The following is a 16,995-nucleotide window of genomic DNA, read 5'->3' as shown; positions in this document are numbered from 1 at the left end:
CGGTGCGGATGGGCTCGAACAGGGGAGAACGACGTCCGGTCAGCCGAGCGACGGGGAGCCCGCCGCGGGCACTGCCGCCGGTGCGGCAGGACCGGACGTCCCCGTACAGGACTCAGGCACCGAGGGCGTGCCCAGGACCTGCATCAACCGGTTGGCCCAGCCGAACAGCGCCACGCAGTGCACCACGTCGAGGAGCGCCGCGCCCTCGACACCCGCGGCGCGCAGCGCGGCCACGTCGGCGGCGGTGGCGGCCGGCGGGGTCGCCGTCTGACGTTCCGTGAAGCGGGCGAGCGCGGCCCGGCGCGGATCGCCGGTGAGCGCGGTCGCGCCCTCGGCGAGCACCCGCCGCGCCGCCTCGGGGTCCCGGCCGAGCTGGGCGAACTTGCGGCCGTGCACCGAGGCGCAGTACACGCAGCCGTTGATCCGCGACACCAGCAGGGTGACCAGCTCGCGCTCCGCCCGGGGCAGCCCGCCGCGCCCGTACATCAGCGCGTTGTAGACGTGGGTGCGGTGGTCGAGAGCGGCCGGCGCGTGCAGCAGGGTGCGGTAGTAGGGCGAGTCGGTGGAGAGCGTGGCGTGCGCGTCGACCACCGCCCGCTGCTCGTCGTCGAGGCCGTCGGCGGGGACCGGGGTGATCCAGGGGGCCCAGGTGAGCGTGTCCAGGGTGAAGCGGAGGCCGGGGCCGGGGCCGGTGGTGACCCGCGCGGGCGCGGGCGGGGTGGTGGCGGCGGCCACGGGCTCGGCCGCCGGGGCGCCGTCCAGCAGGGCGAGACCCGAGGCGACCCGGGCCTCGTAGGAGACGAAGGCCACGATCTGGGCCAGCGCGACGATGTCCGCCGCCCCGAGCCCGACCCGCTCCAGCTCCGCGATGTCCGCACGCCCGGCGTCCGCCGGTGCGAGGGTCACGACCCGGGTGTAGGCGAGGACGGCGGCGACGAGATCGGCGGGACCTGAAGAGGGGGAGGCGGGGGAGGCGGCCGAGGAGGCGGAGGGAGCAGGGCGGTCCGTGGGTTCCGGTGCGGTGGGGTCCGGCGCGGTGGGGCCTGGGTCCGCGGGGGCGGGTTCCGGCTGCACCGAGCCTGGGCCCGCGGGGGCCGGTTCCGCCGGACCGGCATCGGTGAAGTGATCGGCGAGGTGATCGGCGGGGTGATCGCTGGGGTGCGCGTCGGGCGTGGTCGTGGCGAGGGCGCGGTACCGCCGCGCGAGCCGTGGCTGTCCGGCCAGCTCGGCGGCGAGGGCGGCGACCGCCGTCCGCAGCGCGGGGGTGAGCGGGCCCGGCCGGCTTCCGTGGCCCTCCACCCCGGCGGGGCGCAGGAGCGCGGCCCGCGCCGCGTCGGCGTGCGTGCCGACGCCGGGACGGTACTGCTCGTCGTCGCTCAAGGTCGCTCCTCTCCCCACTCGGCCGCGTCAGGTGAAAAACCGGTCCGGGCGACAGCGCCCGGCGGCGGTGCGCGCGTCCGGCGGGCCCTTCGTCGGGTCCTTCCACTGCCGCCGGCCATCCGGCGGTCGGACCGTGCGGCGCAACCGTCCACCGCGTGGCCCATCATCCGGACACATCGTGGGACGAGCCCGGAGAGCTGAAAGTTAGCCCTGTCCGCGAGCCGTGCGCAAAGCCCTGACGAGCGGGAATACCGGCCGTTGCGGTCCGCGCGGGTGCCTCGGCCGACGGGTGCGGGAGCCCACCTGTTGCACCAGGTGGGAGGGGTTCGGCTGCCGCCGCGTCCCACAGGGCCGGTTCGACCCCGCCTGATGCATCAGGTTCCGGGCCGCGATACCGTCGAGAGCCGCGTGACCGGACCGTGTTTCCCAGGTCACTCCAGAATTTCTCGGATCGCGAGACAGTTGTCCGGAAGGTGAGACGTTTGGTGCGGGTCGCGTTCTATCGCAGGGTCGCCGAGGACATCAGGCGCCGGATCGAGAGCGGTGAGTTCCCGCCAGGAGCCCTCCTGCCGTCCCGGGCGGCCCTGGCGACGGAGTACGCGGTGGGCGCGAACGTCGCCGCCGCGGCGGTCCGGCTGCTGGTGAGCGAAGGGCTCGCCCGGGGCAGGACCGGCCGCGGGGTCTTCGTGCGGGAACGCACCTCCGCCTCCACCATGGCCCGCTCCTGGACCCACGAACGGCTCCAGGGCCGGCTCGCCGTCCACCCCGACCTGCGCCGCACGGGACCACCCGCCCCCGGCGACGACGGCGGTCCGGGCGCCGGTTCCGAACGCGGCGTCCCCTCCTCCCGCACCGAGGGGGCCGATCCCGACATCGCCCGGCGGCTACGGGTACCGCCGGGCGAACCCGTGATCCGCAGCGAGTACCAGCTCAGCAACGACGGCCTCCCGGCGATGATCTGCGTCAGCTGGGAGCCGCTGGAGATCACCGGTGGCACCCCCGTCTCGCTGCCCGGCGCGGGTCCGCTGGCCGGCGGCAGCGTCGTGGCCCGCATGTCGTACATCGGCATCCGGGTCACCCGCTCGACCGAGACCGTCACCGCCCGCCTCGCCACCCCGGACGAGGCCGCGGCCCTCGACCTGGGCCGGGGCGCCGCCGTCGCCGCCATCGAACGGACCTACTGGGCGGGCGAACGCCCCCTGGAGACCGCCGACCTGGTGGTGCCGGGCGACCGCTTCCACCTCGCCTACGAGATCCCGGCCGAACCGGACCGCTGAGCGGAGGCACAGGCGGACGATCTAGCATCGGTCCCGCTCCGCGACGGCCGACAGACGAGAAGACGGACGACACCGGACAGACGGCGACCGGCGGCCGGGCGGGGCGGAGAGCGAGAGTCACCATGCCCCATCAGCAGCAGCAAGCCGAGCCCCGAACCGACCCGGACCTCCCCCTGTTCGAGCTGGTCACCGTGGCCTCGGGCACGCCGGACGACGTCGGCGGTTCGACTCCCGGTGGTCCGACTTCCGGCGGTCCGACTCCTGGTGGTCCGACTTCCGGTGGTCCGACTTCCGGCGGTTCGACGTCTGACGGTTCGACTCCCGGTGGTCCGACTCCTGGTGGTCCGACTTCCGGCGGTTTGACTCCTGGTGGTCCGACTCCCGGTGACTCCGACGGTGTCGACCACCACACCACCCGGGTGCCTGCCCCTGCCGGAATCCCCGCCCGCGGTGCCCCGGACGGCGGCGTCCTGAACGACGGCGTCCCGGACGGCGGCGGCCCGGGAGACACCGGCCGCACCCTGCTCCGGGTCCGCCGCTTCGACACCCCGTTCCTGCTCACCGCCTCCCTCTCCGCGGGCGCCGGGTCCAGCGAACTGACCCTGGACCGCGGCAAGTCGGGCAAGGGACGGCTCGCCGAGTTCCGTCGGCTGTCCGGGCGGGCCGTCCTCGTCCTGCGCGACAAGCACCACCTCGCCACCGGGGACCCGGCCGCCGTCCGCGCCGGCGCCGACTCCTTCGCCCGGTCCGTCGTCTGGAGCGCCCCCGTCCTGCGCGAGGACGCCGACGGCGCCCTGATCGACCCCGCCGGACTCGCCCTCACCGACCTCCACGGCATCGCCGACCTGCTGCGCGAACGCGGCCAGGGCGAGCACACCGTGGACCCCGCCGCGTCCTACCCGCTGCCCGCGAACGCCGGCGCCCGCGGCGTGCGGCTGCCCGCGCTGCTCACCCTGCGCGGACCCGGCACCGGCGCCGCCCTGCGCGCCGTCACCCCCGCGCCCGCCGCGCTCACCGTCGTCCAGCAGGTCCATCTCGTGCCGCTGCCCGACCCGCCGCTCCCGGCCCGCGCCTACCACCCGGCCTCGGGCGGCTACGGCATCGGCCACGTCGACCACGGGGCCGACGGCGCCCGGGTCATGTACCAGCCCCGCTTCCGCCTGGAGCCCACCGACCCGGACGCCGCGTCCGGTCCGGTCCGCCGGCCGATCGTCTTCCTCGTCGACCCGGCCGTTCCCGAACCGTGGCGTTCCGCCGTCGTCGAAGGCGGCAACTGGTGGCGCGAGGCCTTCGAGGCCGCCGGGTTCCAGGACGCCTACCGGGTCGAAGTGGCCCCCGCCGACGCCGACTTGGACGATCCGGCGCTCAACACCGTCTGGTGGGTGCACCGCGACGGCCGCGGCTGGTCGCACGGCCAGGCCCTCACCGACCCGCGCACCGGAGAGATCCTGCACGGCCGGGTACGCCTCGGCTCGCAGCGCGTCGAACAGGTCACCGCGCTCGCCGAGGCGCTCCTCGCCCCCTACGGCCACCCCGACGAGGCCCCCCGGCTGGCCGTCGTGCGCGCGACCGTGCTCGCCCGGATGCGGCTGCTGGCCGCCCACGAGATCGGGCACGCGCTCGGCTTCCTGCACAACTTCGCCAGCACCGGCCACCCCCGCCCCTCGGTCATGGACTACCCGCACCCCGAGGTCACCGTCGGTCCCGACGGCGCCCCCGACCTCTCCCGCGCCTACCCGAGCGGACTCGGTCCCTGGGACCACTTCCTGGTCGCCCACGCGTACGGCAGGTTCCCCGGCGACACGCCCGCGGCGGAGAGCGCCGGGCTCGCCCGGCTGCGCCGGGAGGCCGCCGAAGCGGGACTGCTCCACCTCGCCGACGACGACGCGCGCGGTCCCGGCGCCGCCCACGCCGACGCGGCCGTCTGGGTGCCCCACTCCCGCGACCCGTTCGACGCGCTGGAACAGGCCCTCGCCGTGCGCCGCGCGGCCCAGGCCGCCTTCACCCCGGGAGTCGTCCCGCCCGACCGGCAGAGCGGTGAACTGGAGGCGCGGGCCGCGCTGCTGCACCTCTACCACCGCCACCACCTGGCCGCCGTGACCCGGCTGGTCGGCGGTGTCCGCTACGCCTACGCCCAGGCGGGCGACACCCTCCCGGGCACCGTCCGCGGCACGCCCGCGGTCGCGGCCGACGACCAGTGGCGGGCGCTGCGCACGGCGGCCGGGCTGCTGCGCCCCGAGCACCTCGTGCCGCACCCGGCCGTCCTCGCCGCGCTGACGCCGCCCGCGATCCGGTACGCGCGCTCACCCGAGTACCTCGACACCCGGGCCGGACGGGTCTTCGACCCGCTCTCCGCCGTGGAGTCCGCGACGGCCCTGGTGACGGAACCCCTCCTGGAGCCGGCCCAGCTCAACCGGCTGGCCTGGCAGCACGCGAACGACCCCCGCCTGCCGGGAGTCCGCGACGTCGTGACGGCCCTGCTCGACGCGACCTGGCCGCAGAACGGGAACGGGAACGGGAACGAGAGCCGCGGCGAGAGCGCGAACGAGGGCGAGAGCGAGAATGCGACAGGGACCGGGGCCGAGGCCGGGGCCGGGGCCGGAGTCCGGAGCGGGAACGGGAACGGAAGCGGTCCCGGGACCGGCAACGCCGACGGACCGCCCTCCACCGCCGGAGCGCTGGTCCTGGAGACGGCGGGCTGGGTCGTCGTCCGTCAGGTGGGGGCGGCCGTGCGCGGCGGCGAGCTGCACCACCCGGTGCGGGAGGAACTCAAGGCCGCGGTAAGGGCGTTGGCCGTTCGGCTCCGCGCGTCCGGTGAAGGCGAAGGGGCACCGGGTGGCGCCGCCGAGGACGCGGCCCGCCGCCGCGAAACCGCCCGCACCCTGACGGCGTTCCTCGAAGGGGCGCCCGCGCACACCCCCGCCGATCCGCGCCTCGACCCCCTGCCCAGGGTCCCGCCCGGCGCACCCCTGTGAGGCGGCCCGCCGCAGCGCGGTTCAAGCTGGACCGGGTATGTCGGCGAGTGATCTACTGGCCCGCGTTCCGAGCGGGTCGGGCCGGGTGCCACCCCGCATCGCGCCACCTGGAGAGACCATCACCGTGGAGAACGAACAGGCTGTCGAAGCGCAGGGCACCGACCGGCTGATCCTCTTCTCCGACGCGGTGGTGGCGATCGCCATCACCCTGCTCGCGCTCGAACTCCCCGTCCCCGTGGGACCCGACGCCGCTGCCCTCTGGGACTCGGCGCGCGAGCACGCCGACCACTATCTGGCGTTCCTGATCAGCTTCTACGCCATCGCCGCGGCGTGGGGCCAGCACCACCGCATCTTCCGCTCGGTCGTACGCAACGACTCACTGCTGCGGAAGCTGAACATGCTCTGGCTGCTGATGATCATCCTGAACCCGTTCGCGACCAGGCTGCTCGTCACGGAGGGCGGCGACACCCTCACCGCCCACGCCCTGCGGTGGGGGTTCTACGCGTTCCTCCAGGTACTGGCGGGCCTCACCCTGATCGGGATCACCCACCACCTGAACGTCAGGGGACTGCGTGCCGACGGTGCCCGCTCGCCGCTCGCGGCCGAGCCCCAGCGGTACGCGGTCCTCGTCGGCTTCGCCCTGTCGATCCCGGTCTTCTTCGCCACCACCACCGCGTGGCTGCTCTGGATCGCCGTCCCGCTGCTCACGAGCTACGTCTACCTTCCGCTGCGCGACCGGCGGCGCGGTCGGATCCGCGGCGGGGGAGACCACGGGAGCGGCCGGATCGGCTGACGGCGCCCTGGCCCCGCCTCCGCCGACTGACACCCGGCTCTGCCTCGGCGGCCCGCCGCGCGCCGTGCGGCACGGCCAGTCGCTCGGGGAGGGTAGGGGGCGATGGTGCCGTTTCTGTCTGTAGGGGCGGTTTGTGGGTGGTGAGGTCGGGAACCCCGAGGAGAGCGGGTCGGGCCGCGGCACCGCCGCCCGAGGGGAGCGGGTGCGGCTGTGGCACCGGCGCCCGAGGGGAGCGGGTCCGGTTGTGGCACCTGCGGCCCCACGACCCGATGACGCCCGACGACAGGAGCCACCGTGAGCGCAGTACCGACCGTCACCCTCAACAACGCCGTGCGCATCCCCCAGCTCGGCTTCGGCACCTTCCAGATTCCGCCGGACGAGACCCGCGAGGCGACCCTCGCCGCGCTGGAGACCGGCTACCGGCACATCGACACGGCGGAGATGTACGGCAACGAGAAGGAGGTCGGCCAGGCGGTCAGGGAGTCAGGGCTCGACCGCGCCGACGTCTTCGTGACCAGCAAGCTCGACAACGGGGCGCACGCCCGCGACGACGCCCTCAAGGCGTTCGACACGACCATGGCCGAGCTGGGCCTCGACCACCTCGACCTCTTCCTCATCCACTGGCCGCTGCCCGGCAGGGGCGACTTCGTGGAGACCTGGAAGGCCCTGGAGGAGATCTACCGCAGCGGCCGCACCAAGGCCATCGGTGTCTCCAACTTCCAGCCCCACCATCTGCGCCGGCTGCTGGAGTCGAGCGACGTGGTGCCCGCCGTCAACCAGATCGAGGTGCACCCGTACCTCACCCAGGACGAGGTCAGGGCCTTCGGCGCCGAGCACGACATCGCCACCGAGGCGTGGTCGCCCATCGCGCAGGGCAAGGTGCTCGACGACCCGACCATCAACCGGATCGCCGATCGGGTGGGCAAGTCGGCCGCCCAGGTCACCCTGCGCTGGCACATCCAGCGCGGCGACATCGTCTTCCCGAAGTCGGTGACGAAGAAGCGCGTCGAGGAGAACTTCGACCTCTTCGACTTCGAGCTGACCGACGGTGACATCGGGGAGATCTCCGCGCTCAACCGCAATGAGCGGACCGGCCCCGACCCGGACCGCTTCCACGGCTGACCCCCGGCGACGACCGGCTCGACCACCTCCCGGCGGCCATGGCTCCCTGGTGACCCCCCCGGTTCCCGACGGCCACAGCCCCCGGCGACGACCGGTTCCCGGAGGCCCCAGACCCTGGCGATGAGGATTCCTGGCGAACACGGGCCCCTGGCGACGACCGGTTCGCGACAGCCACCTGTCCGCCCGTCCCGGGTCCGCGGAGCCCTCCTCAGTCCAGGAGAAAGGCACCACCCGCCTTCGTCGCGATGTCCGCGCCCAGTGCCCCCGCCGGTGTCCAGGCGCCCGGCCTGCCCGCACCGTCGGCGAGCAGCGCGGTGACGGTGGCCGTGACGCCCGAGGTGAAGTCCATGGCCTCGTCGGCGCGCAGCCACCCCTCACGGCGGGTGCCGTCCGCCCACTCGACGACGGCGTGCCCCCAGGAGTGCCGTCGCGGACGGGGCGCGGCCTTGACGGTGACCCTCCCGAGCCGGTCGACGGCGAGCCTCCGCAGCGCCGGGACGGACAGCAGCCTGCCGAGCGGCGGGAGCAGGGCGCGCACCGGCGCCGAGGTCGGGGCGAGCGCGGAGGCGGCGGTGACGGACGGCGCCCCGCTCGCCGCGTGCGCCGCGAGAAGCTCTCCCGACGCCACCTCGCCGGCCGCCGCGAACTCGCCGTCGGGAAAGACGAGGCGCCGGGGGTGGGCGCCCAGACGTGACCTCACCAGCCGTCCGCCCTCGTACCTGCGGCCGCCCGCCGTGAGGACATCGGCGATGCTGTCCGCGAGAGCGACGCCCAGCACTCCGGCTTCCATGGCCGAGGACGCCACCGAGTCGACGCGTACCCGGTGCGGGGCCGGCCGTCCCTCGCAGAGCTTCGCCACCACCGCCTCCGTGGCCAGGACGCCGAACCCGGCGCCGGTGACCAGGGTGCTGCCCGCCCGTACCGCTTCGTCGTGCAGGGCGAGCAGCCCCTCAACGGCGAGCAGGTCATTGGCCTGGTCGACGTAGTGGCCGCCGGGCATGCAGGCCCGCGCGATCAGCGGCCCGGTGGCCGCGTAGCCGCCTATGGTGTTCACCACCACGCGGGGCCGCTGCCTGGCTATCTCCCGGGCGATCCGCTCGGCGCCGTCGGCGACGACCACCTTCGCGCCGCCCGGCAGTCCCGCCTCGGTCCCGGCGGCGATCAGCCGCTCCCTGTCACGGCCGACCGGCACGACCGTCATTCCCTGGGCGACCAGACGCGCGCACACGCCCCGGCCGACCCGTCCGGTCGCGCCGAGCACCCACACCTCGTCGCTCCGCCCGCCGCCTGTTTGCTCCTCGCCGTTCGCCTCGCCCTCGCGGGTCTCCTCGCTCCCGCTGTTCCGGCCGATTCCGCTCATGTCCTGCCTGTCCTGCCTGTCCCGCTTGTTTCGCATGCTCACGCACCCCGCCTGTTCCGGGCCGCACCGGAGGCGACCGCCGCCAGTGATGACACACTGTGTCGTGACTCCACGCTAACACCGATGACACGGTGAGACATCACCTGTTAGGGTCAATCCATGGCGAGATGGGATCCGGGCGCCGAGGAGCGTCTCAGGCGGGCGGCTCTGGAGCTGTACCTGGAGCACGGGTACGACAACGTGACGGTGACGCAGATCGCCGAACGGGCCGGTCTCACCCGGCGCTCCTACTTCCGCTACTTCCCCGACAAGCGCGAGATCCTGTTCGCCGGCTCGGAGGCACTGCCCCCGGCCCTCGCGGACGCGATCCTGGCGGCGGACCCCGACGCGGCCCCGCTCACGGCGGTCCTCGACGCGCTGAGCCGGATCGGCACCCGGCTCGTCGAGGAGGTGGAGGGCGTGCCGCAGCGCCGGGCGGTCATCGACGCCAGCCCGGAGCTGCAGGAACGCGAGCGCACGAAGACGGCCGCGATCACCGAGGCGATCCGCTCGGCCCTGGTGCGGCGCCACGTCAGCGCGCTGACAGCCGTGTTGGTCGCGGAACTCGCCACCGTCGCCTTCCAGAACGCCTTCCGCCAGTGGACCGCGGCCGACGGCCAGGCCAGCTTCGACGGGTGCCTGCGCGAGGTGACGGAGGAGTTGCGGTCGGCCTTCGCCGGGACGTGACGGGACGCCGGTCGGAGACTCCGGAAGGAGAACCCTCGACGGACGTCCGCACCCGCCCGGCGGGTGGGAGACCGCCTTTCAGGACATCGACGTGCCCGCTCTGCCCTTCTGGTGCCGGGTAGCCGTCACGATCGCGGGCGACGCGTGGACGGAGGAGCACCGACAGGTCCCGGGCCGACCGGAGTTGCCGCCCGACACCCGGATCTCGTGCGACGCCCCCGCCCGGATCTGACCCGGCACAGCCGGGGGAGGAGGAAGGGGCGGATCGGGGCGTCCGGCAGGGGGTGATCTCCCTCTCCCGATCTCCCTCTCCCCGGCCGGTGACCGTCACTGCTCGGGAATTCGCCCGCAGAGCCAGTTGCCCGGTTCGGCCGGGTCGTCGCTGATCCAGAACTGGCGCCACAGGGCGGCGAACTCGGCGCGGCTCAGATGGCCGTCGCCGTTCAGGTCGAGCAGGTCGAAGACGCCCGTCATGTCCACCGGACGCCCGTTCCAGGTCTCCACGAGACCGCGGTGCTCCTCGGGCGATATGCGGCCGTCGCCGTTGGCGTCCACGGCGTCGAAGACGGTGTCGGCGGTCGCGGTCACGGCGTCCACCATCAGCGGCAACCTGTCGACGAGGGAGAGCAGTTCACCCAGGTCGACCGTGCCGTCCCCGTCGGCGTCCCCCACCTCGAGCAGCGCCGCCCACCACTCCATCAGCAACGACTCCACCCGCGCGCGCAGTTCGGTGCCCGGCGCCACGGCGGGCAGTCGGCTCCAGCGGGCGATCAGCGCCGTGAAGTCCTCCTCGCGGAGCCGGCCGTCGCCGTCCGCGTCGAACGCGGCGAACATCCCCCTGAGCTTGCGCTCCTGAAACGCGCTGGCCATGACCGGCCTCCCTCGACGCCGAACCGAAACCGTGAACCGCCGCCGCCCCGCCGTTCGCGAGGGCGGACAGGGCGTCCGTCACTGTAGGCCGGTCGCCGGCCCCGCCTCCACGAGCACATCCGGACGAACCGTCACCCACGTGGCGGAGCGCGGGACGGGGCACGCGACGGAGCGCGGCCCGGAGAACGCGATCGGGCGCGCGCCCAGGGGGACCGGTCCCGTCCGCCGACTCCTCCGACACGCGCGCCGCCCCCGATGTCCCGCTCGCCGCCCCCTCCTCGCGCCGGACCTGACGGCCTGTCCGGCCGCCTCCCCGCCGGACGCCCCCCGCCGAACGGCGCCCCGGGCTAGCCCCCTTCCCCCCCCTCGAACCCCTCCGCCCGGCGGTACCTGACGTGCGGGCCGGTGGCTCCGGCGGTCAGATGGGTTGCGTGCGACCACCCATGCCCCGTCCGTACGGCCGCTTCAGGCTGCGCCTGGCCGCCGTTGCCCCCTCTCTCCCGCTCACCCTTCTCCCGCTGCTCGGAGCCTCCGCCGCGCCCGCGGTGGCCGGGCCCGATCCCCAGCCGCATCAAGGCGTCCCGCCGTCCGCCACCGTGCCCGCGCCCCTTCTTCCCGAGCGCGGCAGCGCCTACATGGGCGTCGGTGTCATGGCCCACGAGGGGAGCAGCGGATCGCCCGAGCCGCTGTCCCCGGCGACCCGGGCGTCGCAGACCGAGGGCGTCGACGTCTCCAGTCACCAGCGGGAGGTCGCCTGGCCCACCCTGTGGAGCGCCGGCACCCGGTGGGCCTACACCAAGGCCACCGAGGGGACCTCCTACCGCAACCCCTACTACGACCAGCACTACGACGGCGCCCACGGCGTCGGCATGGTCCGCGGCGCCTACCATTTCGCCACCCCCGACTCCAGCGGCGGCAGCGCGCAGGCCGACTACTTCATCGACCACGGCGGCGGCTGGACGGGCGACGGACACACCCTGCCCGGCGCCCTCGACATCGAGTACAACCCCTACGGCGACACCTGCTACGGCAAGTCGAACAGCTCCATGGTGAGCTGGATCGGCGACTTCCTCGGCCGTTACAAGGAGCGCACCGGCCGCGACGCGGTGATCTACACCTCCACGAACTGGTGGAACCAGTGCACGGGCGGCCACCGCGGCTTCGGCGCCACGAACCCCCTGTGGGTCGCCCGGTACGCGTCCTCGGTGGGGACGCTCCCGGCGGGCTGGTCGTCGTACGCGATGTGGCAGTACACCTCGACCGGCCCCACGGTCGGTGACCACGACCGGTTCGACGGCACCGTCGACGGCCTGCGGGACTTCGCCGCCGCCTGACCCCCGGCACACCACGACGGGCCGTGCGCCGTACCGGGCCACGGCCCGCGCCGCGCTCCACGGGCCGGTGAACGTACCGGCCGGGGCGGGGCGCGTGATCGGGAATGCTACGGGGGGAGGTGGTGTTGACACGGTCGACGCTGACATGCACGGGCCAAAGATGGCGCCCGTGGGGTCGGCGGAGAGGAGTCCTCATGGCACGGCACTGCACGACCCATCGTCACGCTGCGGTCGACGGCCGGAACGGGCGTCACCTACGTGACCCGCAAGAGCCGTCTGAACGACCCCGACCGGCTCGTTCTGCGCAAGTACGACCCGGTGGCCCGGCAGCACGTCGACTTCCGCGAACAGCGTTGAAGCGCCCGCACCCCGGTCACCCCCAGCAGAGAGGCAACACCATGAGGCCTGGCATCCATCCCGTGTCCCGACCCGTCGTCTTCCGCGACCGCGCGGCCGGGACCGCGTTCCTCGTCCCCTCCACCCGCCAGTCGGCCCGGACGGTGGAGTGGGAGGACGGCGCGACCTACCCGCTGGTCGACGTGGAGATCTCGTCGGCCAGTCACCCCTTCTACACCGGGACCAAGCGGGTCCTGGACACCGCCGGCCGCGTGGAGCGGTTCGAGCGCCGCTACGGCCGGAAGGCGACGACGGAGGAGACCCGATGAAGGTGCGCAACTCCCTGCGCTCGCTGAAGGCGAAGCCGGGGGCTCAGGTGGTCCGCCGCCGCGGCGTGACGTACGTGATCAACAAGAAGGACCCGCGTTTCAAGGCCCGCCAGGGCTGAGACGGCGCGGACACCCGGCCGGCCCGTGCCGTACCGCACGGGACCCGGCCGGCCCGTGCCGTGCGGAGCGCCGGCCCCACCGGGTTGCGGCACCGGCGCTGAGTTGCGGCCGGCGGCCGATCAGGGAGCATCGAGGAGGGGGCGCCCGCGCACGCTCATCGAGAGGACACGGTCATGCCGGTCTGCACGACCCGCGACGGAGTCGAGATCTTCTACAAGGACTGGGGCCAGGGCCGCCCGGTGCTGTTCATCCACGGCTGGCCCCTCAACGGCGACGCCTGGCACGACCAGCTGAAGGCCGTCGCCGACGCCGGATTCCGCGGCATCGCCCACGACCGCCGCGGCCACGGCCGCTCCACCCCCGTCTGGGACGGCTACGACTTCGACACCTTCGCCGACGACCTCAACGACCTGATGACCTACCTCGACCTGCGGGACGTGACCCTCGTGGCGCACTCCATGGGCGGCGGTGAACTCGCCCGCTACATCGGCAGGCACGGCACCGGACGCGTGCGCTCCGCGGTGCTGCTCTCCGCGATCACACCGGTGATGACCAAGTCGCGGACCAACCCGGAAGGGGTGCCCGACGAGGTCTTCGACACCCTCAAGAGCGGCATCCTGGAAGAGCGTTCGCAGTTCTGGAAGGACACCGCGGAAGGCTTCTTCTCCGCCGACCGCCCCGGGACCAAGGCCACCCAGGGCAACAAGGACGCCTTCTGGTACATGGCCATGGCGCAGACCATCGAGGGCGGGGTCCGCTGCGTCGACGCCTTCGGCTACACCGACTTCACCGACGACCTCAAGGCGTTCGACATCCCGACCCTGGTGGTGCACGGCGACGACGACCAGATCGTCCCCCTCGACGCCACCGGCCGCAAGGCCGCCAAGCTGATCCCGGGCGCCGACCTGAAGGTGTACGAGGGCGGTTCGCACGGACTCGCCATGGTCCCCGGCGACAAGAAGCGGTTCAACGACGACCTGCTGGAGTTCCTGCGCCGCTGACCCCGCCGTCTTCCCGAACGACGTCCCGCGCGGCCTTGTCGTCCCGCAGTCCGAGGAACCGGGGATGGCGCAACAGGCCGTCGCGGGTCCACTCGGTGAACGCGACCTGCGCGACGAGCACCGGCTCCACCCAGCGCGGGCGCGGTTCACCCACCCGCTCGGCGAACGGCGCCGCGGCGACGGCGAGTTCGTCGAGCAGGGCGCGCAGGGCGACGAGGGTGCGGTGGTCGAAGCCGGTGCCGACCTTGCCCGCGTAGCGCAGCTGCCCGTCCGCCCAGTGGCCGAGCAGCAGGGCCCCGAACCCGGCGCGCGCGCCGCCCGGCTCGGTGAAACCGCCGATGACGAACTCCTGGGTGAGCGAGCACTTGAGCTTCAGCCAGTCCGGCGAACGCCCCGCCCGGTAGCGGCTGTCGGCGCGCTTGGCGATCAGCCCCTCCCAGCCGCGGGCGCAGGCGTCGGCCAGCGCCCGCTCACCCCCCTCGTTGCGGTGGGTCGTCAGGCGCAGCGGCGCCCGGTAGGTGAGCGCCCGGCGCAGCAGCGACTTGCGGGTGCGCAGCGCCAGGCCCCGGGTGTCGGCGCCCTCCAGACGCAGCAGATCGAAGACGTAGTACGTGACGGCGACCCCGCTCGCCTCGACGTCCCGGGCCCGGGTCAGCCCCATCCGCCGCTGGAGCCGGGCGAAGTCGGTGCGGCCCCGCCACAGCGCCACGACCTCGCCGTCGACGGTGAAGTCCGCGCACTCCTGCGCCTCCAGGGCGGCCACGAGTTCGGGATAGGTGGCGTTGAGACGTCTGCCCGTGCGGGACCGCAGGGTGACGGCGCCGCCCGCGCGGACCGCGAGGACCCGGACGCCGTCGAGTTTCCGCTCGAAGAGCCAGCCGGCCGGGAAGTCCCGCCGGTCGCTCAGGGTGGCGAGCATGGGGTCCGCGGCCGGCTCCTGGCCGGGCCGCGCCTCCCGCAGGAACCTGGCCTGTCCGGCGGGCAGGGTGGCGAGGAGCGCGCCCATCGCCGCTCAGCTCCCGTGCGCCGCGACCTGGCGGAGCGTCCGGCCGCTGCGGACCGAACGGGCCCGGCGGGGATCGGTCGTCTTACGGCGCCGGTCGGCGCGCTCGTCGGCGGCCTTCACCAGCAGCCACGCCTCCTTCTCCGTGCCGCCGGCGCCGCCCCGGAAGCGGGTCAGCGCCCAGCCGCCGCCGAGTTTCGTGCCGTCGAGCCAGAAGGTCGCGTGGCCGCGCGCGAGCGACTCGGCGAACGGCACCGGACGGCCGTGCCGGTCGTGGCTCAGCGGCCGGTAGGTGCCGATGTCCCAGACGATGACGGTCCCGCCGCCGTACTCGCCCGGCGCGATCACACCCTCGAACTCCTCGTACTCCAGCGGATGATCCTCGGTGGGCACCGCGAGCCGCTTCTCGCGCGGGTCGGCGGAGGGGCCCTTGGGGACGGCCCACGACTTCAGCACGGAGCCGACCTGGAGGCGGACGTCGAAGTGCATCGTGCCCGCGTCATGGATCTGGACGACGAAGTGCGGCAGCTCGCCCGCGCTCCCCGGCCCGCCCCTGGGCTCGGGGGTCCGGTCGAAGTCACGCTTGCCGCGGTAGCTCCCGAGCGGGTCCTCGCCGGCCATGTCGCGCCACCTTCCCCGGGATCGCGCCCGTCCTCAGGCGTCGTCGTCCGGGATCAGGTGCACGGCGGCCTCCTCGGCCCCGGCCGCGCCCCTGTCGATGCCGACGTCCTCGGCGATCATGTCCTTCTCGGCGTCCTCGTGAGCGCCCTCGTCGGGCGCCGTGAGCCGGCCCGCGCGTGCCGTGCCGACCTCGCGGTCGAGCGGCTCGCCGTCGCCGTCCTCCAGGTCGCCCAGGCCGTCGCCGTCGCCCGGCGGGGTCAGCGCGGGGTCGGCCCGTTCCTCGGCGAGACGTTCGTCCAGGCTCTCGCCCTCGCGCTGCTCCCGGGCGGTGGTGCCCTGGTGGTCCACGGCGAGCGGGCGCTCGGGCGGCGACCAGCCCTCGTCGTAGGGGTCGCTGCCCCGGTCGGTGAGGGTGTCCTCCGGATCGAGGACGCCCTCGTCCTCACGCTCTTCGGGGCCCGAGGGCTGGTAGACCTCGCTGCCCATGGCGTCGTCCGCGTCCTGGCTGCCCATGGTGCCGATCACCTTTCGCGACGGTTCTGATGCGTCCGCTCCGTCTGTCCAGCCTGGCCCAGTCCACACATCCCGGCACGTCGGGCACCGCGCGCCGGCGCCCGCCGGCCGGTGGCGCGGGCGACGCGGCACGCTGGCCGGATTTCCTTGCCGGATTCCGTCGAGCGGGACAAGGAAATCTGTACAGCTCGTTAAGAGACGGAACGGGAACGCCGCGGACGGCCTCGAAGGCCATGGCGGGAAAGCGACTTTCCGCCTCTTGGTGATCGGCGGGCCAAGGTAGCCTGGACGCCAATCGTGCCGGAGGAGACCGTTGTGTCCACGTTCGTTGTGTTCGACCTCGAGTTCACTTCATGGAAAGGCGCACTGGAACAGGACTGGGGAGCGCCGGGTCAGTTCCGTGAAATCGTGCAGATCGGCGCGCTCCGTCTGGACCAGGACTGTTCCGTCGTCGAGGAGTACGAGATCCTGGTGAAACCGGTGGTAAATCCGGTGCTCTCCGACTACTTCACCGAGCTGACCGGAATCTCCCAGGAGGCGGTCGACCAGGAAGGCGTTCCGGCGGCCGAGGCGCTCGGTGAATTCCTCGGATTCTGCCGGGGCCAGTCGGTGCTTTCCTACGGCAACGACATGATGGTGCTCGGCGAGAACGTGGGCTGGGCGCGGGCCAGGGGAGAGGAAGTGAAGAACGGCTATCTCGGCGCTCATTTCCTCAATATCCGGCCCTGGGTGAACACCCTCGCGCCCCGGACGGCCACGCTCAACGTGGGACGGCTGTGGCAGGCCCTCGAACTCCCCAGGCCCGCGGCGGGCAACGAGCACGCGGCGCTCTTCGACTGCCACTCCTTCGCCGCCGCCCTGCGCCACCTGTGCGCCGAGGGCGCCGCCCTGCCCACGGGAGTCCTCGCCGAGTAACCCGTCAACAGAAGCGCAAAAACTTGCGTAACTTGCGCTCGCTTGCGTCGTAGCACGCAAAGCCCCGTCATGGCTGTGGACCCGCCGTGACGGGGCTTTCGACGTTCCGTCGACAGATCACGCCCCACGCGCCACCGCCGGAACGGCGAAAGCCCCTGCGCGCCCCGCACCCACGGAAGGTCTGTGGGCACTGCTGGTGAAAATTGTGCGGCCCTGGACGTAGACGAGCCTCTAGTGCTCTGCAATATTGCGATGAAACTTTGGAAGAACCTGCGCACGGGTTCCTCGCGGAGGTCGTGCGCCCTCCAGCAGGCAGCTCC

Annotated in this window: 18 protein-coding genes; 12 read left to right on the top strand and 6 right to left on the bottom strand. The window is 73.5% G+C overall.

What is annotated here, in order from left to right; all coding sequences use genetic code 11:
- Positions 1–39 precede the first annotated feature (39 nt).
- The gene (locus DDJ31_RS00925; RefSeq protein ID WP_164785068.1) at positions 40–1,380 is read right to left on the bottom strand and encodes a peroxidase-related enzyme; all 1,341 of its coding nucleotides are present in this window, start codon (positions 1,378–1,380) and stop codon (positions 40–42) included.
- Between the two features lie 473 nt (positions 1,381–1,853).
- Between DDJ31_RS00925 and DDJ31_RS00920 the strand changes: the two genes are divergently transcribed.
- The 4 genes from DDJ31_RS00920 to DDJ31_RS00905 all read left to right on the top strand — a co-directional run bounded on the left by DDJ31_RS00920 (position 1,854) and on the right by DDJ31_RS00905 (position 7,547).
- A complete protein-coding gene (locus tag DDJ31_RS00920; protein ID WP_127182224.1) occupies positions 1,854–2,657 on the top strand; it encodes a GntR family transcriptional regulator in 804 nt (267 codons plus the stop codon).
- Between the two features lie 419 nt (positions 2,658–3,076).
- Positions 3,077–5,632: a zinc-dependent metalloprotease gene (locus DDJ31_RS39605; RefSeq protein WP_276319325.1), complete on the top strand. Its 2,556-nt coding sequence runs from the start codon at positions 3,077–3,079 to the stop codon at positions 5,630–5,632.
- Positions 5,633–5,756: 124 nt separating this feature from the next.
- Positions 5,757–6,425 (top strand): TMEM175 family protein, encoded by a 669-nt coding sequence (locus DDJ31_RS00910; RefSeq protein WP_164785069.1) that lies wholly within the window; start codon positions 5,757–5,759, stop codon positions 6,423–6,425.
- Positions 6,426–6,719: 294 nt separating this feature from the next.
- Complete coding sequence (locus DDJ31_RS00905) at positions 6,720–7,547, top strand: aldo/keto reductase (protein ID WP_127182226.1); 828 nt, start codon at positions 6,720–6,722, stop codon at positions 7,545–7,547.
- 208 nt (positions 7,548–7,755) lie between these two features.
- Here the strand turns inward: DDJ31_RS00905 and DDJ31_RS00900 are convergent, their stop codons facing one another.
- Positions 7,756–8,907 carry a saccharopine dehydrogenase NADP-binding domain-containing protein gene (locus DDJ31_RS00900; RefSeq protein ID WP_127182227.1) on the bottom strand — a complete coding sequence of 384 codons (1,152 nt, stop codon included), beginning with the start codon at positions 8,905–8,907 and terminating at the stop codon, positions 7,756–7,758.
- Positions 8,908–9,066: 159 nt separating this feature from the next.
- Between DDJ31_RS00900 and DDJ31_RS00895 the strand changes: the two genes are divergently transcribed.
- Entirely contained in the window at positions 9,067–9,633 is a 567-nt protein-coding gene (locus tag DDJ31_RS00895; protein ID WP_127182228.1) for a TetR/AcrR family transcriptional regulator, read from the top strand.
- 91 nt (positions 9,634–9,724) lie between these two features.
- On the top strand, positions 9,725–9,865 hold the full coding sequence (locus DDJ31_RS00890) for a hypothetical protein (RefSeq protein ID WP_206280752.1): 141 nt from the start codon (positions 9,725–9,727) through the stop codon (positions 9,863–9,865).
- A gap of 95 nt (positions 9,866–9,960) precedes the next feature.
- Here DDJ31_RS00890 and DDJ31_RS00885 read toward each other — a convergent pair whose 3' ends face one another.
- The gene (locus DDJ31_RS00885) at positions 9,961–10,503 is read right to left on the bottom strand and encodes an EF-hand domain-containing protein (RefSeq protein ID WP_127182229.1); all 543 of its coding nucleotides are present in this window, start codon (positions 10,501–10,503) and stop codon (positions 9,961–9,963) included.
- 443 nt (positions 10,504–10,946) lie between these two features.
- Between DDJ31_RS00885 and DDJ31_RS00880 the strand changes: the two genes are divergently transcribed.
- The 5 genes from DDJ31_RS00880 to DDJ31_RS00860 all read left to right on the top strand — a co-directional run bounded on the left by DDJ31_RS00880 (position 10,947) and on the right by DDJ31_RS00860 (position 13,623).
- Positions 10,947–11,837, top strand: coding sequence for a lysozyme (locus tag DDJ31_RS00880; RefSeq protein WP_127182230.1), 891 nt, complete (start codon positions 10,947–10,949; stop codon positions 11,835–11,837).
- Positions 11,838–12,053: 216 nt separating this feature from the next.
- Positions 12,054–12,194 carry a 50S ribosomal protein L33 gene (rpmG, locus tag DDJ31_RS00875; RefSeq protein ID WP_127182231.1) on the top strand — a complete coding sequence of 47 codons (141 nt, stop codon included), beginning with the start codon at positions 12,054–12,056 and terminating at the stop codon, positions 12,192–12,194.
- A gap of 41 nt (positions 12,195–12,235) precedes the next feature.
- A complete protein-coding gene (locus tag DDJ31_RS00870) occupies positions 12,236–12,502 on the top strand; it encodes a type B 50S ribosomal protein L31 (RefSeq protein WP_127182232.1) in 267 nt (88 codons plus the stop codon).
- Positions 12,499–12,621 carry a type B 50S ribosomal protein L36 gene (ykgO, locus tag DDJ31_RS00865; RefSeq protein ID WP_062672424.1) on the top strand — a complete coding sequence of 41 codons (123 nt, stop codon included), beginning with the start codon at positions 12,499–12,501 and terminating at the stop codon, positions 12,619–12,621. The genes DDJ31_RS00870 and ykgO overlap by 4 nt, the downstream gene beginning before the upstream one ends.
- Before the next feature lie 174 nt (positions 12,622–12,795).
- Complete coding sequence (locus DDJ31_RS00860) at positions 12,796–13,623, top strand: alpha/beta fold hydrolase (RefSeq protein WP_127182233.1); 828 nt, start codon at positions 12,796–12,798, stop codon at positions 13,621–13,623.
- Here DDJ31_RS00860 and ligD read toward each other — a convergent pair.
- From ligD to DDJ31_RS00845, 3 genes are read right to left on the bottom strand one after another with little or no spacing between them, the layout of a single operon-like run.
- On the bottom strand, positions 13,589–14,629 hold the full coding sequence (gene ligD / locus DDJ31_RS00855; protein WP_127182234.1) for a non-homologous end-joining DNA ligase: 1,041 nt from the start codon (positions 14,627–14,629) through the stop codon (positions 13,589–13,591). The two genes, DDJ31_RS00860 and ligD, sit on opposite strands and share 35 nt — an antisense overlap.
- Positions 14,630–14,635: 6 nt before the next feature.
- On the bottom strand, positions 14,636–15,247 hold the full coding sequence (locus DDJ31_RS00850; RefSeq protein WP_127182235.1) for a DNA polymerase ligase N-terminal domain-containing protein: 612 nt from the start codon (positions 15,245–15,247) through the stop codon (positions 14,636–14,638).
- A 33-nt stretch (positions 15,248–15,280) separates the two neighbouring features.
- Positions 15,281–15,760 carry a DUF5709 domain-containing protein gene (locus DDJ31_RS00845; protein WP_127182236.1) on the bottom strand — a complete coding sequence of 160 codons (480 nt, stop codon included), beginning with the start codon at positions 15,758–15,760 and terminating at the stop codon, positions 15,281–15,283.
- 315 nt (positions 15,761–16,075) lie between these two features.
- Between DDJ31_RS00845 and DDJ31_RS00840 the strand changes: the two genes are divergently transcribed.
- On the top strand, positions 16,076–16,675 hold the full coding sequence (locus DDJ31_RS00840; protein ID WP_127182237.1) for a 3'-5' exonuclease: 600 nt from the start codon (positions 16,076–16,078) through the stop codon (positions 16,673–16,675).
- The last annotated feature ends 320 nt before the right edge of the window (positions 16,676–16,995 follow it).

The organism is Streptomyces griseoviridis, from assembly GCF_005222485.1.
Classification (GTDB): domain Bacteria; phylum Actinomycetota; class Actinomycetes; order Streptomycetales; family Streptomycetaceae; genus Streptomyces; species Streptomyces hintoniae.
The sequence above is the reverse complement of the archived record's forward strand: the minus strand, read 5'-3'. Positions and strand labels throughout refer to the sequence as shown.

What these genes read in the sequence shown, in the direction of transcription:
- DDJ31_RS00870 (WP_127182232.1), top strand. Translation starts at nt 12,236, where the DNA reads ATGAGGCCTGGCATCCATCCCGTGTCCCGACCCGTCGTCTTCCGCGAC.
- ligD (WP_127182234.1), bottom strand. Translation starts at nt 14,629, where the DNA reads ATGGGCGCGCTCCTCGCCACCCTGCCCGCCGGACAGGCCAGGTTCCTG.
- DDJ31_RS00845 (WP_127182236.1), bottom strand. Translation starts at nt 15,760, where the DNA reads ATGGGCAGCCAGGACGCGGACGACGCCATGGGCAGCGAGGTCTACCAG.
- DDJ31_RS00850 (WP_127182235.1), bottom strand. Translation starts at nt 15,247, where the DNA reads ATGGCCGGCGAGGACCCGCTCGGGAGCTACCGCGGCAAGCGTGACTTC.
- DDJ31_RS00900 (WP_127182227.1), bottom strand. Translation starts at nt 8,907, where the DNA reads ATGAGCGGAATCGGCCGGAACAGCGGGAGCGAGGAGACCCGCGAGGGC.
- ykgO (WP_062672424.1), top strand. Translation starts at nt 12,499, where the DNA reads ATGAAGGTGCGCAACTCCCTGCGCTCGCTGAAGGCGAAGCCGGGGGCT.
- DDJ31_RS00880 (WP_127182230.1), top strand. Translation starts at nt 10,947, where the DNA reads ATGCCCCGTCCGTACGGCCGCTTCAGGCTGCGCCTGGCCGCCGTTGCC.
- DDJ31_RS00860 (WP_127182233.1), top strand. Translation starts at nt 12,796, where the DNA reads ATGCCGGTCTGCACGACCCGCGACGGAGTCGAGATCTTCTACAAGGAC.
- DDJ31_RS00895 (WP_127182228.1), top strand. Translation starts at nt 9,067, where the DNA reads ATGGCGAGATGGGATCCGGGCGCCGAGGAGCGTCTCAGGCGGGCGGCT.
- DDJ31_RS00885 (WP_127182229.1), bottom strand. Translation starts at nt 10,503, where the DNA reads ATGGCCAGCGCGTTTCAGGAGCGCAAGCTCAGGGGGATGTTCGCCGCG.